12 protein-coding genes and 1 pseudogene are annotated in these 13,670 nt (G+C 66.8%); 9 read left to right on the top strand and 4 right to left on the bottom strand.

The genetic code is table 11. The features are described 5' to 3' along the window. Window positions 1-201: 201 nt before the first annotated feature. Window positions 202-831, top strand: coding sequence for a LuxR C-terminal-related transcriptional regulator (locus tag U1839_RS05745; protein WP_332802702.1), 630 nt, complete (start codon window positions 202-204; stop codon window positions 829-831). A gap of 26 nt (window positions 832-857) precedes the next feature. Here the strand turns inward: U1839_RS05745 and lysK are convergent. The 3 genes and pseudogenes from lysK to U1839_RS05730 form a co-directional block, all read right to left on the bottom strand. After that, window positions 858-1,164 (bottom strand): annotated as a pseudogene (gene lysK / locus U1839_RS05740) (lysine--tRNA ligase); the annotation flags it as partial. A 399-nt stretch (window positions 1,165-1,563) separates the two neighbouring features. Next, a complete protein-coding gene (locus U1839_RS05735; RefSeq protein ID WP_332802701.1) occupies window positions 1,564-3,153 on the bottom strand; it encodes a lysine--tRNA ligase in 1,590 nt (529 codons plus the stop codon). Window positions 3,154-3,263: 110 nt separating this feature from the next. After that, on the bottom strand, window positions 3,264-3,872 hold the full coding sequence (locus tag U1839_RS05730) for a J domain-containing protein (RefSeq protein WP_332802700.1): 609 nt from the start codon (window positions 3,870-3,872) through the stop codon (window positions 3,264-3,266). Window positions 3,873-3,947: 75 nt separating this feature from the next. Here U1839_RS05730 and U1839_RS05725 point away from each other — a divergent pair, with 75 nt between their 5' ends. The 5 genes from U1839_RS05725 (at window position 3,948) to U1839_RS05705 (ending at window position 7,285) form a co-directional block, all read left to right on the top strand. Beyond that, complete coding sequence (locus U1839_RS05725) at window positions 3,948-4,235, top strand: BolA family protein (RefSeq protein ID WP_332802699.1); 288 nt, start codon at window positions 3,948-3,950, stop codon at window positions 4,233-4,235. Beyond that, window positions 4,235-4,942, top strand: coding sequence for a glutathione S-transferase (locus tag U1839_RS05720; RefSeq protein WP_332802880.1), 708 nt, complete (start codon window positions 4,235-4,237; stop codon window positions 4,940-4,942). The genes U1839_RS05725 and U1839_RS05720 overlap by 1 nt, the downstream gene beginning before the upstream one ends. After that, window positions 4,939-5,385 carry an NUDIX hydrolase gene (locus U1839_RS05715; protein ID WP_332802698.1) on the top strand — a complete coding sequence of 149 codons (447 nt, stop codon included), beginning with the start codon at window positions 4,939-4,941 and terminating at the stop codon, window positions 5,383-5,385. The genes U1839_RS05720 and U1839_RS05715 overlap by 4 nt, the downstream gene beginning before the upstream one ends. Next, a complete protein-coding gene (locus U1839_RS05710) occupies window positions 5,378-6,277 on the top strand; it encodes a pirin family protein (RefSeq protein WP_332802697.1) in 900 nt (299 codons plus the stop codon). Before U1839_RS05715 ends, U1839_RS05710 begins: the two co-directional genes overlap by 8 nt. 123 nt (window positions 6,278-6,400) lie before the next feature. Next, a complete protein-coding gene (locus U1839_RS05705; RefSeq protein WP_332802696.1) occupies window positions 6,401-7,285 on the top strand; it encodes an alpha/beta fold hydrolase in 885 nt (294 codons plus the stop codon). 52 nt (window positions 7,286-7,337) lie between these two features. On the opposite strand, the gene U1839_RS05700 is transcribed toward U1839_RS05705, so the two are convergent. Continuing rightward, window positions 7,338-9,851: a TonB-dependent receptor gene (locus tag U1839_RS05700; RefSeq protein WP_332802695.1), complete on the bottom strand. Its 2,514-nt coding sequence runs from the start codon at window positions 9,849-9,851 to the stop codon at window positions 7,338-7,340. Window positions 9,852-9,967: 116 nt separating this feature from the next. Between U1839_RS05700 and U1839_RS05695 the strand changes: the two genes are divergently transcribed. From U1839_RS05695 to U1839_RS05685, 3 genes are read left to right on the top strand one after another with little or no spacing between them, the layout of a single operon-like run. Further along, the gene (locus U1839_RS05695) at window positions 9,968-10,633 is read left to right on the top strand and encodes a GntR family transcriptional regulator (protein ID WP_332802694.1); all 666 of its coding nucleotides are present in this window, start codon (window positions 9,968-9,970) and stop codon (window positions 10,631-10,633) included. Window positions 10,634-10,684: 51 nt separating this feature from the next. Beyond that, window positions 10,685-11,587 carry a hydroxymethylglutaryl-CoA lyase gene (locus U1839_RS05690; protein ID WP_443030574.1) on the top strand — a complete coding sequence of 301 codons (903 nt, stop codon included), beginning with the start codon at window positions 10,685-10,687 and terminating at the stop codon, window positions 11,585-11,587. 29 nt (window positions 11,588-11,616) lie between these two features. After that, window positions 11,617-13,665, top strand: a complete 2,049-nt coding sequence (locus U1839_RS05685) for a hydantoinase/oxoprolinase family protein (protein ID WP_332802879.1) — start codon at window positions 11,617-11,619, stop codon at window positions 13,663-13,665. The last annotated feature ends 5 nt before the right edge of the window (window positions 13,666-13,670 follow it).

Raw genomic sequence — 13,670 nt, 5'->3', positions numbered from 1 at the left:
GGCGCCTGGAGGTTGGGACGGCTGGTGCCGTCAGGCGAAACGCAAATAGGAACCGGACTCCTGAAACAGGCCCCCCCGGTATATTTTCGCGACTAGATGGATCCTTTGGCCTAGGCTACTCGTATGAATACCAGTCGGAAATCAATGATTTCGGTGGCGTAATTAAAATGGCGTGCGCGACGCGCGGGGGGACGGAGCGGAATGATCGACGAGTTGGCCGAAGCGTCAGTGCCGGCGGAATTGCTTTGCGCGGCAGTCACGGAATCATCGATCGCCCTTGCCGTTTGCGATCACGACTTCGCCGTAATATTCTTCAACCCGGCCATTGCCCGGTTGCTCGTTTCCGTCGCGGGCGATTCGTCCGCTAACCGGCATGGTGTAGCGCTGCTGCAAGCGCTCGGCGTCTCCGTCGATGGCGCTTTGGCCGGCATCGCTGAACAAGGCACCTGGCAGGGCGTTGCCCGCCAGGCCCTGGATGGTGACTCGGCGTCGCGCCGTGACTTGCACGTCGTGGTCGAACCCTTTGGCGATTCCGGCACTGCGGCAGGCTGGTTGATTACCGCGCGCGAACAACCCGGTCGGATCGTCGCGCCATCATTGAGCGAACGCGATCTGATCGCGCGCTGCGCCCGGCTGACACCGCGCGAGCGTGAGGTGATGCTCGCGCTCCATGCCGGCTCGACCAACAAGGCCATCGCCCAGGCGCTGAAGATCAGCCCGCGCACCGTCGAATTCCACCGCGCCCGCATCATGCAACGCTTCGCCGCGACCTCGCTGGTCGATCTGGTGCGCAAGGTCGCGGCGGATGCTACCGCCCCAACGCCCCCTTGATCAGCCCGCGCGTATTCTCCGCCACGTACAGCGCGATGAAGCTCCCGGTCGAGTTCGGGGAAGCGCTCCGGCGTCGCATCGGTCACATAATTGCCGAGATAGCCCCACACCTGCTCCTTGGTTGCCTCGCCCATCACCCCGACCAGGTTGAGCACCAGGCCGAAGGTCATCCGCAGCTCGCCCGTCGGCAGCTTGCCGCGATGGATATGGTGCTCCGCGTTGCCGAGCTTCTTCTGCAGCTCCTGCCCGGCATAATTGCTGCGGAGCTGCCAATACTCGCTCGATCGCGCGCGGGATCACGCCCATGTGCAGCGACTTGGCCTTTTTCAGCTCGGGTTACGGTGCCTCGCGCAGAAACACCTAAACTCAAGGTGGTCTCGCGATGATTCAACGCTCACCAATTCATGCGACGATATGCCCTCGCGCATCGCGCCGCTGTTTCTCATCGTCGATCAAGATGTAATGCGCTCGCGGCGTGGCCATGCCCTGCTCCGCGCTGGAGCAGGACCTGCTGGCAGGCGGTCGGCCTCCTGCTCCACACCTGTTAAGTTGGATATCCGGAAGCGACATTTCTACCGGCAAGTCATTGCAACACCGCGAAACAGGCGCCTTGGAAATCCATCGCGCGCCGGCTGAAAAAAATGTTGCAGGCGGAACAGGTGGAGCAGGTGGCGCGGGATAGCCCGACGGGGCATCCCGGCTGGCGGGGGAGGGGTGAGCTTGCTTCCGCCCCTACCGCCCCAACGCCGCCTTGATCAGCCCGCGTGTATTCTCCACCCCGTACAGCGCGATGAAGCTCCCCATGCGCGGCCCCTGGCTCGTTCCCAGCAGCGTCTCGTACAGCGCCTTGAACCAGTCGCGCAGGCTCTCGAAGCCGCCAAGATCCCCGAACTGACTCTTGCCGATCTCATAGACGATGTTCTGGATCGTCTCGGCATCGGCATCCGCCGGCAGCGCGGCCAGTTCGGCATCGAGCTTCTCCAGCGCCGCCACCTCGACACCCTCGGGCGCGCGGCGCTTGAGCGTGGGGGTGACGAAGTCGCGGCCATAGGCCAGCGCGCGGTCGATCAGCCGGTCGAGTTCGGGGAAGCGCTCCGGCGTCGCATCGGCGACATAATTGCCGAGATAACCCCACACCTGTTCCTTGGTCGCCTCGCCCATCACTCCGACCAGGTTGAGCAGCAGGCCGAACGTCACCGGCAGCTCGCCCGTCGGCAGCTTGCCGTCATGGATATGGTGGACCGGGTTGCCGAGCTTTTCCTTCAGCTCCTGGGCCCCATAGCTGGCGCGAAACTGCCAGTAATCGTCCACCGCGCGCGGGATCACGCCCATGTGCAGCGACTTGGCCTTTTTCGGCTCGCGATAGGCGTAGAAGGCCAGGCTCTCCTCGGGGCCATAAGTGAGCCATTGCTCGAGGCTCAGCCCGTTGCCCTTCGACTTGGAGATCTTCTCGCCCCGTTCGTCGAGGAACATCTCATAGGTCAGCCCCTCGGGCGGGCGGGCGCCGAGCACGCGCGTGATCTTGGTTGCCTGGATGACGCTGTCGATCAAATCCTTGCCCGACATCTCGTAATCGACGCCGAGCGCGGTCCAGCGCATCGCCCAGTCGACCTTCCATTGCAGCTTGGCCAGCCCGCCAAAGACGCTCTGCTCGATCCGCTCGCCCTCATCCATGAAGGCGATCATGCCCGTCGCGGCATCGACCACCTGGACCGGCACCTGCAGCACGATCCCCGACTTGGGGCTCACCGGCAGCACCGGCGAATAGGTCGCGGCGCGCTCGGCGCGCAGCGTCGGCAGCATGACGTCCATGATCGCGGCGTAGCGTTCGAGGATCAGCCGCAGCGTGTCGTCGAACCGGCCCGAGGCATATTCGGTGGTCGAGGACAGGAACTCGTAGTCGAAGCCATAGCGATCGAGAAAGTCGCGCAGCACCGCATTGTTGTGCGCGGCAAAGCTCTCGAACTTGCCGAACGGGTCGGGGATGCGGCTCAGCGGCTTGCCGAGATGCTCGGTCAGCATCGCCTTGTTGGGGACATTGTCGGGCACCTTGCGCAACCCGTCCATATCGTCGCTGAACGCGATCAGCCGCGTCGGCGTGTCGCTCAGCGCATGATAGGCGTTGCGCACCATCGTCGTGCGCAGCACCTCGTTGAAGGTGCCGATATGCGGCAGCCCCGATGGGCCATAGCCGGTCTCGAAGATGATCGGCGCGCCGCCCGGCTTGCCGTCCGGGTAACGCTTCAACAGCTTGCGCGCCTCCTCATAAGGCCAGGCCTTGGAGTCGAGGGCGGCGGCGCGGAGGGTCGATGCGTCTTCCATGGGTGCTCGGGTCGATGCTGCTGGTTGGCGGATGCGATGCGACTGCGCGAAGGCGGGCGCATTTGCAACCTTGCACGCTTCTCCGCCCGATCATTGCGACCGGCGCGGGGTCAGGCGAAGGCGGGGGCCTTGCGCAGTTGCTGATAGGCGGCGATGACCTTTTGCAGCATCGCCTCATGGCTGCGGTCGCCGCCGTTGCGATCGGGGTGATAACGCCGCACCAGCTCGCTGTAACGCCGGCGCAAGGCTGCGCGATCGGCATCGTTGTCGAGCCCGAGCACACCGAGCGAGCGGCGGTCCTCGCCCGACAGCGGCTTGCCGTCCTTGCGTTCAGTCGCAGTGCGTTTGCCGAAACGCCCGGATATGGCGTCGAGCGGGTCGTTGAAATCGGCCCAGCGCGGCGGGCGATCGCCGGCCTGCGCGGTAAAGGCGCGCGTCTCGCGCTCCCATCCGGCAAGCGGGCGCTGCGCCGCGTTGATCTCGTCGATGCTCATGCCCGAGAAGAAATTGTAGCGCGCGTTGAAGGCGCGGACATGGTCGAGGCAGAACCAGCGATAGGGGCGCGGCCCCTCGCCGTCGAAGCCGACGCCTTCTTCGGGCGGCGCGCGGAATTCACCGGGTTCCTCGCACCCGGGTTCCGTGCACGCACGGCCCGCACCTTCGATGCGGCCGTGGAAGCGCGCATTGGGCCGGTCTTTCCTGTCATATTCCCGCGCCACGCGGCTCCCCGTTCTAGGGTTCGGACCTCATTTAAAGGGGGTCTGAACCCGGGCAAAGCGCGCTATATAGGCGCGATGACGCTCCCCGCCACCGCCCCGCTCGCCGATATCATCACCGCTCGCCTCAACGCGGCGCTCGCCCCGTCGCGGCTGGAGGTGATCAACGAGAGCCACCTCCATGCCGGGCATGGCGGCGACCCGGGCACGGGCGAATCGCATTTCGCGGTGACCGTGGAGAGCGCGGCGTTCGCCGGCATCAACCGCGTCCGGCGGCAGCGGCTGGTCAACAAGGCGCTGGCCGACCTGCTCGCGACGCGCATCCACGCGCTGTCGATCCGCGCGACGGCACCGGGAGAGGCATGATGCCCTATCATTTATGGTATTGGCCGACGATCCAGGGGCGCGGCGAGTTCGTCCGCCTGGCGCTCGAGGCGGCGGGCATCGCGTACGAGGATTGCGCGCGCAATGTCGGCGCGGGCGCGATGATCGCCGACATGAAGGCGCGCGGTGCCACGGGCCCCTTTGCGCCGCCCTATATCGAGGCCGAAGGCGGGACGATCGCGCAGGTCGCCAACATCCTGCTCTATCTCGGCGACAAGCATGGCCTCGCGCCGTCCGACCCGGCGGGGCGTTACTGGGTCAACCAGCTGCAGCTGACCGTGACCGACATGGTTGCCGAGGTGCATAATGTGCACCACCCGGTCGGCGGGTCGGATTATTATGAGGACCAGAAGCCCGAGGCAGCCCGCGCCGCCCGGCAGTTCCGCGAGGAGCGCATGCCCAAATTCCTCGGTTATTTCGAGGCGGCAACGACGGCGCATGACGGCGACTGGCTGGCCGGCGCGGACTGGAGCCATGCCGATACCTCGCTGTTCCAGATCGTCGCGGGGCTGCGCTACATGTTCCCGCAGCGCATGGCGGCGATCGAGCGCGACTATCCCGGCGTCATCGCGCTGCACGACCGCGTCGGTTTGCTGCCGGGGCTCATCGACTATCTCGCCAGCGACCGCCGGCTCGGCTTCAATGAGGAAGGCATCTTCCGCCATTATCCCGAGCTCGACGCGGCATGACGCGGGCGCAGCGCCCGGCGGCGCGGATCCTGCTGGTCGACGAGCGGAACCGCGTGCTGCTGTTCCGCTTCACCGCCGGCGACCGCCCGCCCTTCTGGGCGACGCCGGGCGGCGCGGTCGACCCCGGCGAAAGCTTCGAAGCCGCGGCGCGGCGCGAGCTGCGCGAGGAGACCGGGCTCGACCGGGATTGCGGCGCGGAGGTCCATGCCCGCACCGTGCGCTTCACCACGCTGGAGGATGTGCGGGTGATCGCCGACGAGCGCTATTTCCTCGTCCGCACCGCGGGATTCGATCTCGACACCAGCGCGCATACCGAACTCGAACGCCGCGTGATGCAGACGCATCGCTGGTTCGACCGCGGCGAGCTGGGCGGCTGGCCCGAACTGATCTTTCCCGAGGATATCGTCGACATCCTCGCGCTGGCGGAGGCCGAATATGCCTGACGACGTCGTGCTGCAGACCCTCACCCCGTCGACCCACGATCTCGGCGGGTTCAAGGTCCATCGCACCCTGCCCTCGAAACCGCGCACGATGGTCGGGCCGTTCCTGTTCTTCGACCAGATGGGACCGGCGCATCTCGCGGTCGGGGCCGGGATCGACGTGCGGCCGCACCCGCATATCAACCTCGCCACCGTCACCTATCTGTTCGAGGGCGCGATCGACCATCGCGATTCGCTCGGCACACTGGCGACGATCGAGCCCGGCGCGGTCAATTTGATGACCGCCGGCCACGGCATCGTCCATTCCGAGCGCTCGCCGTCCAGCCAGCGCGCGCAGGGCCCCGATCTGTCGGGCATCCAGACCTGGCTCGCCTTGCCCGAAGCGGACGAGGAAATGGACCCGGCGTTCGAGCATGTCGCGCGCGCCGACCTGCCGGTGATCGAAGCGCATGGTGCGCGCGCGCGGATCATCATGGGCAGGCTGTGGGGCGCGACCGCGCCGACCACGACCTATGCCGGGACGATCTATGCCGACATCGTGCTCGACCCCGGCGCCAGCGTGCCGATCGACGCGGCGGCCGAGGAGCGCGCGGTGTATCTCGCGATCGGCGAGGCGACGCTCGACGGCGTGCCGCTCGAACTGCACACGCTCTATGTGCTCAAGCCCGGCGTCGCGACCTCGCTGACATCGGGCAAGGGCGGCCGCGCGATGCTGTGCGGCGGCGACGCCTTCACCACGCCGCGCCATGTCTGGTGGAACTTCGTGTCGTCGCGCCGCGAGCGCATCCAGGAAGCCAAGCGCGCGTGGAAGGCGGGCGCGTTCCCGACCGTGCCGGGCGACGACAAGGAGTTCATCCCGCTGCCCGAGGTGCCGCTGACGGTGAGTTATCCGTAAAAATTGTTCCCCTCCCGCTCGCGGGAGGGGTTAGGGGTGGGCGCCCGCCAACTGCGAGCGATACCGCCGGGGGAGAACGGGAGCCCACCCCCGACCCCTCCCGCGAGCGGGAGGGGAGTAGAAATGAACGCCTTCACGCTGGAACCGATCGCCCTGCCCACCGGCGTCACGCTCGACGTCGCCGTCGCGGGCGACCCGGCCAATCCGCCAATCATCCTGCTCCACGGCTTTCCCGAATCGCACCGCACCTGGCGGCACATCATTCCCGATCTGGCGAAGGATCATTTCGTGCTCGCGCCCGACCAGCGCGGTTATGCGAAGTCGTCAAAGCCCGAAGGCGTGGCGAACTACACCCCCGACAAGATCGTCGGCGACCTGCTCGCGCTGGCCGACCATTTCGACATCAACCGCTTCACGCTGGTCGGGCATGACTGGGGCGGCGCGGTGGCGTGGATGGCGGCGCTGCAGCACCCCAACCGCGTGCGCAAGCTCGTCATCATCAACGCGCCGCACCCGTTCATCTTCCAGAAAACGATGTTCGACGACCCCGCGCAGCGCGAGGCGAGCCAGTATATCCGTGCCTTCCGCAACCCCGATCTCGAAAAGCATATCGCGGAGATCGGCCTGTCGAGCTTCTTCGACGGCAGCTTCCTGCGCCACACCGACTTCTCCAAGATCGCCGACGAAAAGCCGGTCTATCTCGAACAATGGGGCCAGCCCGGCGCGATGACCGCGATGCTCAACTGGTACCGCGCGAGCGCGATCCAGGTGCCGGCGATGGACGAGGCGCCGGCGCGCCCGGCCTTTCTCGACGCGCCCTTCCCCGCGCTGCACGTGCCGACTTTGGTCATCTGGGGGCTGGGCGACGCGGCGCTGCTGCCGAGCCAGCTCGACGGTCTCGACGCGCTGGTCCCCGGTGTGCGGATCGACAAGGTCGATGCCGGGCATTTCGTGCCGTGGGAAAATCCGGCGGCGGTGATCGCTGCGATGCGCGACTGGGGCGCCTGAGCCCCCGCAGGCGGGAGGTGCGGCGACCGGGCGGACCCGATCGCCGCGCCGGTCAGAACTTGTAGCCGATTTCCAGCCCGTAGGCGCGCCGTGCACCCGGCGAGTTGAACGACCCGCCGAACTCGATCGCCGGGATCACCTCGTTGAGGTAGCGCTTGTCGAGCGCATTGTTGGCGAACACAGCCGCCTTCCAGTTATGCCCCTCGAGCCCGAGCCGCAGGTCGAGCACGCCGAAGGCATCGCGCCGCGTGACGCTGTAATCGGCATTGCCGACAAAGGCCGGCAGGCCGAGCGCGGAAATCGGCAGCAGCGCGCTGAAGATCGTCGCCTTGGTCTGGTTCTGCACGGTATGGAACCAGGTCGGGCCGGTGATGCGGTAATTGGCACGGAACAGCAGGTTGATGCCGTTGGCGACGGGGAATTCCTGCTGCGACCCGAGGTTGATGGTATATTCCGGCGTGTAGGGCGACTTGTTGCCGACCGTGTCGGGGCGCGAGCTGTTCTTCTTGATCTTGGAATCGGTGTAGTTGAAGCCGCCGAACAGCGTCCAGCCCTGCACCAGCCGGACGTCGGTGTTGAACTCGACGCCCTTGAGATCGACCCGGTCGATGTTCGACACGACGCGCAGCAGGCCGAAGCTGCCGACGAAGAATTCGAAGAACTGCATGTCGCGGACTTGGGTATAATAACCGGCGAGATTATAGTTGATCGGGCCGAGCTTGCCCTTGATGCCGACCTCGTACGCGCTCGACCGTTCCTTGCGGAAATCGTCGGTGATCAGCACGCCGGCATTGATCGGCGCGACGTTGAAGTTCTGGTTGACGATCGCCGCCGAGCCCTGGTTGTTGAACCCGCCCGACTTGAAGCCGACGCCCCAGTTGGCGAACAGGTTGGTGTTCTCCGCGATCGTCCAGCGCGCGCTGATCTTGGGTTCGAGCTGCTTGAAGGTACGGCTCTTCGACGGGATCGCGCCGCCGACCTGGCCGGGGTTGATCGGCCCGCCGGTGAACGGGTCGGTCGCCACCGGGACCTGGTTGTCGACGTGGCGCTCTTCGACGTCATAGCGCAGCGCGACCGTGAGATCGATCGCCGGGGTCGGCTTCCAGTCGACCGACCCGAAACCGGCAAAGACGTTGGTGCGGAACTTGTCGGCGAACAACTGCGAGGTCGGGTTGGACGAGTTGGGCGCGTTGTAGATCTGGTGCGTCACCCCCGCGCCGGTGTCGCCGCCGAGGCTGACCGCGGTAAAACGATCGATATGCAGATAATAGCCGCCGACCTGCCAGCTGATCGGCCCGGCGCCGGTCGAGGCGAGGCGGATCTCGGTACTGAAATCCTTCTGGTTGCGGACCTGGTACTGCGTGCCGTCGCAGGTCGTCGGCGAATAGGCACCGAAGGTCGAGCCGGTGGCGGGCACGAAGATGAACGGCACCGGGATCTGGCCGATGAAGGTCGGCGGGTTGGTCTTGAAGCCGGTGAGCTTGGCGGTCGAGGCGAAGCAGGCATTGACCACCGACGCCGCCGCCGGGTTCGCCGCCGAGATATAGCGCGCGAAATCGGCCGAGGTGCCATCGGCGGTCAGATCGTTCTTGACGTTGCTGTACAGCGCCCAGGCGGTGAGCTTGACCCCGTCGAACTCGTGATCGAGCTTGAATGACCCTTCCAGCGTCTTCTGGTCGTTGGTCGGCACGATGTTCGAATAATAGTTGAACGGGTGGGCGTTGACGTTCTCGTAGAAGGCGCCGCCGAACGCCGGCAGATGGAACACCGAATTGAAGTTGATCGAGGCGCCGTGATATTCGCCGTAGCGCAGCTTGGCGTCGATTTCGGTGGCGTCGCCCAGCGCCGCGACGATACGGCCATTGACCGCCCATTCCTCATGATTGTCGATCGTGTAGTTGTTGAGATAGATGTTGCGGTAGAAACCGTTGGTGCGATCGTAATTGCCCGACAGGACGAAGCCGATGCCCGGCGCGAGCGGCCCGGCGACATAGGCGTTGAACGCGCCGGTCTTCTGGCTGCCATAGCTGCCGGTGAAGCCGCCTTCGAGATGATCCCCCGGCTTCATCGTCTGCATGACGATCGCGCCGGCGGCGGCGTTGCGGCCGTAGAGCGCGCCCTGCGGGCCTTTCAGCACCTCGATCTGGCGCAGCGTGCCCTGGTCCTGGTTGAGCACCGCAGTATTGGTCTTGAGGATGCCGTCGACCACCAGCGCGACCGAGCTCTCGGCGTCGCGCGCGCCGTTGAGGCCGCGGATGTTGATCTGGTTGTCGCCGGCCTCGGCGGTCGCCGAGACGATGCTGACGCCCGGGGTCAACTTGGTGAAGTCGGTCGCGCGGTGGATGTCGGCCTTTTCGATCGATTCGGCGTTGAACGCAGTGATCGAGGCGGGAACCTGCGACAGCTTCTCACTGGTGCGCCGCGCGGTGACGACGATCTCGCCGGTGTCGGCCGGCGCCTGCGCGGTGGTGTCCGCCGCCGGCGCGGTTTGCGCGCCTGCGGGAAGTGCGGTGATGGCGGCGGTGGCGGCGCCGCACAGAAGCCAGGCGATATTCTTGACGCTCATGCCATTTCCCCCTTTGGTTGACCGCGCGGCGGCCACCATCGTGATTATTGTATACAAATCTGCTGTATACAAAGCGACTCGTCAACCGTTATCGTGACGCAGGAGAAACATCAGACATGTCGAAGGCCGCCGATCGCGCTTACCAGTTCATTCGCGGCGAGATTCTCGCCGGAACGATGCCGCCGGGCGAGCAGTTGCGCGAGGAAGCGCTGGCCGACGCCTGCGGCGTGTCGCGCACCCCGGTGCGCGAGGCGCTGCGCAAGCTCGAGGCGGAACATCTCATCCAGCGCAGCGATTCGCAGCGCAGCTTCGTCGCGACGCTGTCGCTCGACGACATTGCCGAATCCTTCGCGCTGCGCGCGATGCTCGAGGGCCATGCCGCGGCGCGCGCGACCGAACGGATCAAGCCCGACCAGCTTGCCGCGCTGACCGAGCACAACCTCGCGATCCGCGCGACAATCGCCGGTGAAACGCCTGATGTCGCCTTGTTTATCGACCATAATCGCGGATTCCACGCGATCGTCACCGATGCCGCGGGGTCGGAGCGATTGACCCGTTTGCTCGCCTCGATCGTCGAACAGCCGGTCGTGCTGCGCACCGCGCGGCGCTATGATCGCGCCCAGCTCGAACGCTCGGTCGCGGAGCATGAGGAACTGGTCGTTGCTTTCCGGCACCGCGACCCCGAATGGGCCAAGGCGGTGATGATCGGGCACATTCGCCGCGCCTTCCACGTCTATAGCGACGCGCTGACCGCCACGCCGCGCGACAAGCGCGTGCCTTGACCGCGCGACCATCCAGTCGCTAAGTTGTATACAATCTGGCGGAGGGTCGTGGTGCAACGCAGTGTCGAAATCGTCGAGGTGGGTCCGCGTGATGGCCTGCAGAACGAGTCGATCCATGTCGCGACCGCCGACAAGGTCGCGCTGGTCGCGCGCGCGCTGGCCTATGGCATCCGCCGCATCGAGGTGGCGAGCTTCGTCAATCCGCGGCGCGTGCCGCAAATGGCCGATGCCGAGGCGGTCGTCGCAGCACTGCCCGAGCGCGACGACGCCACATGGATCGGCCTGGTGCTCAACGAACGCGGCGCGGAGCGCGCGCTGGCGACGCGGATCGACCAGCTCGGCGCGGTTACGGTGTCGACCGACAGCTTCGCGATGCGCAACCAGGGCCAGACCAGCGACGAATCGGTGGCGGTCGCGATACGCATCGCCGCGCTGGCGCACGCCGCGGGCCGCACCGCACAGGCAACCATTGCCAGTTCGTTCGGCTGCCCGTTCGAGGGCGAGGTCGACCCGGACCATGTCGTCGCGATGGCCGTCAGGATGGCCGAGGCCGGCATGGTCGAGATCGCGCTGGCCGACACGATCGGCGTCGCGGTGCCGGCACAGGTATCGTCGCTCGTCGCACGCGTCGCGGCGGCGATCGCGCCGCTGCCGGTGCGCGTCCATCTCCACGATACCCGCAACACCGGCATCGCCAATGTCTGGGCGGCGGTCGAGGCCGGCGCCGCGACGATCGACGCCGCGCTGGGCGGGCTTGGCGGCTGTCCCTTCGCACCGGGCGCGGCGGGCAACGTCGCGACCGAGGACACGGTCTACATGCTGGAGCGATCGGGCGTCGCGACGGGGCTCGACCTCGACGCGGTGATCGGTGCCAGCAACTGGCTTTCGGGCATCATGGGCAAGCCCTTGCCCGGACGGCTCGCCCGCACGGGCGGCTTTCCGAAACCGGCATGACAACGGCTTTACAGGAGCAAGCGCAGCGTATGAGCTATCGTCTCGGCGTCGATGTCGGCGGCACGTTCACCGACCTCCTGCTGCTCGACGCGGCATCGGGCCGCTTCTGGCGCCACAAGACGCCCTCCACCCCGGCCGACAGTTCGATCGGCATCCTGACGGGCGTCGCCGCGATCTGCGCCGATGCCGCGGTCGATCCGGCCGGGATCGAGATCTTCCTCCACGGCACCACGGTCGCGACCAACGCCGTGCTCGAGGGCAAGGGCGCGCGCGTCGGGCTGATCGTTACCGAGGGTTATCGCGACGTGATGCAGATCGCGCGCAGCTTCGTCCCGGGCGGCCTGGCGGGCTGGATCATCTGGCCCAAGCCCAAGCCGCTCGCCGCGCTGGAGGACACCATCGCGGTCGGCGGTCGCATGGCGGCGGACGGCAGCGAGGTGCGCCCACTCGACGAGGCCGGCGCACGCGCCGCACTCGAAGCGCTCAAGGCGCGCGGCGTCGAGACCGTCACGATCGCGCTGATCAACAGCTATGTGAACGGCGACCACGAGACGCGGATCGGCGCGCTCGCCGCCGAGATCATGCCCGACGTGCCCGTGTCGCTGAGCCATGTCGTGCTGCCCGAAATGCAGGAATATGAGCGCACGCTGACCACCGTCGCCAACGCCGCGGTGCGCCCGGTGGTCGGGCGTTATGTCCGCAGCCTGCGCAGCAAGCTGCGCGACACCGGCATGGCCGGCAAGATCGCGCTGCTGCGTTCCGACGGCGGGTTGATGTCATCCGAAAAGGCCGAGGAGCATCCCGTCTCGCTGCTGATGTCGGGCCCGGCCGGCGGCGTGACCGGCGCCTTGTGGGTCGCGAAGAATGCCGGGCTGGACAATATCCTGACGCTCGATGTCGGCGGGACCTCGACCGATGTCGCGCTGATCGAGCATGGCGAGCCGCGCCGCGTGCGCACCACCGAGGTCGGCCATCTGTCGGTCCGCGCGTCGTCGCTCGACGTCAAGACCGTTGGTGCGGGCGGCGGGTCGATCGCCTATGTCCCCGAGCTGACCCGGGCGCTGCGCGTCGGGCCGCAGAGCGCCGGTGCGGTGCCGGGGCCGGCGGCCTATGGCAAGGGCGGCACCGCCCCGACCGTGACCGATGCCAATGTCGTGCTCGGTTACCTTCCCGAGAACCTGCTCGGCGGCACCTTCAAGCTCGACCGGCCGGCGGCGCAGGCCGCGGTACAGACCATCGCCGACGCGCTGGGCATCGGCTTGATGGAGGCGGCGCGCGGCATCATCGACATCGTCAACGAGAACATGTTCGGCGCGTTGCGCATGATCTCGGTGCAGCAGGGTTATGATCCGCGCGACTTCGCGCTGATGGGCTTTGGCGGCGCCGGGCCGCTCCACGTCAATGCGGTCGCGCGGCTGATGGGCAGCTATCCGGCGGTCTCGCCGGTCTCGCCGGGCGTGCTGTGCGCGCTGGGCGACGCGACGACGCGGATGCGCACCGAGACCGCGCGCTCCTTCTCGCGGCTGGCGCGCAATACCGACGAGGCGCAGCTCCACGCAATCCTCGACGAGATGGCGACGCAGACGCGCGGCGAGCTCGCCGCCGACGGCATCGCCGACAGCGACATCACCAGCCTGTTCGAGATCGACCTGCGCTATGAAGGCCAGGCGTTCGAGGTCGCGCTGACGATCGACCCCGAGGTGCTGCGCCGCGACGGCATCGCCGGGCTGACCAGCCGCTTCGACGCCGAGCATCTGCGGCTGTTCACCTTCAACATGGAGAGCGCGCACGAGATCGTGAACCTGCGCGCCGTCGCGCTCGGCCAGGCGCTCGACCTGCCCGCCGCGCGGCTGGCCGAGGGCAATGGCGACCCGTCCGCCGCCAAGCTGCGCGACCATGTGCTGTGGATGGACGGCGCCGAGCAGGCGGCGGTGATCTACGACCGCGCGAAGCTGCGCGCCGGGGATCGCATCACCGGTCCCGCCATCGTCATCGAAATGGATTCGACCACGCTGATCGAGACCCGCCACGTCGCGGTCGTCGATGCGGTCGGCAACATCATGATCAACCCGGCCTGAGGAGC

This window comes from Parasphingomonas halimpatiens (assembly GCF_036663795.1).
In the GTDB taxonomy this organism is placed as follows: Bacteria; Pseudomonadota; Alphaproteobacteria; order Sphingomonadales; family Sphingomonadaceae; genus Sphingomonas.
Note: the sequence above shows the minus strand (reverse complement) of the source record. Positions and strands in the feature narration are given on the sequence as shown.

Coding starts and splice junctions, on each gene's coding strand:
- U1839_RS05700 (WP_332802695.1), bottom strand. CDS start 9,851: ATGAGCGTCAAGAATATCGCCTGGCTTCTGTGCGGCGCCGCCACCGCC.
- U1839_RS05745 (WP_332802702.1), top strand. CDS start 202: ATGATCGACGAGTTGGCCGAAGCGTCAGTGCCGGCGGAATTGCTTTGC.
- U1839_RS05735 (WP_332802701.1), bottom strand. CDS start 3,153: ATGGAAGACGCATCGACCCTCCGCGCCGCCGCCCTCGACTCCAAGGCC.
- U1839_RS05705 (WP_332802696.1), top strand. CDS start 6,401: ATGAACGCCTTCACGCTGGAACCGATCGCCCTGCCCACCGGCGTCACG.
- U1839_RS05720 (WP_332802880.1), top strand. CDS start 4,235: ATGCCCTATCATTTATGGTATTGGCCGACGATCCAGGGGCGCGGCGAG.
- U1839_RS05725 (WP_332802699.1), top strand. CDS start 3,948: ATGACGCTCCCCGCCACCGCCCCGCTCGCCGATATCATCACCGCTCGC.
- U1839_RS05715 (WP_332802698.1), top strand. CDS start 4,939: ATGACGCGGGCGCAGCGCCCGGCGGCGCGGATCCTGCTGGTCGACGAG.
- U1839_RS05685 (WP_332802879.1), top strand. CDS start 11,617: ATGAGCTATCGTCTCGGCGTCGATGTCGGCGGCACGTTCACCGACCTC.
- U1839_RS05695 (WP_332802694.1), top strand. CDS start 9,968: ATGTCGAAGGCCGCCGATCGCGCTTACCAGTTCATTCGCGGCGAGATT.
- U1839_RS05710 (WP_332802697.1), top strand. CDS start 5,378: ATGCCTGACGACGTCGTGCTGCAGACCCTCACCCCGTCGACCCACGAT.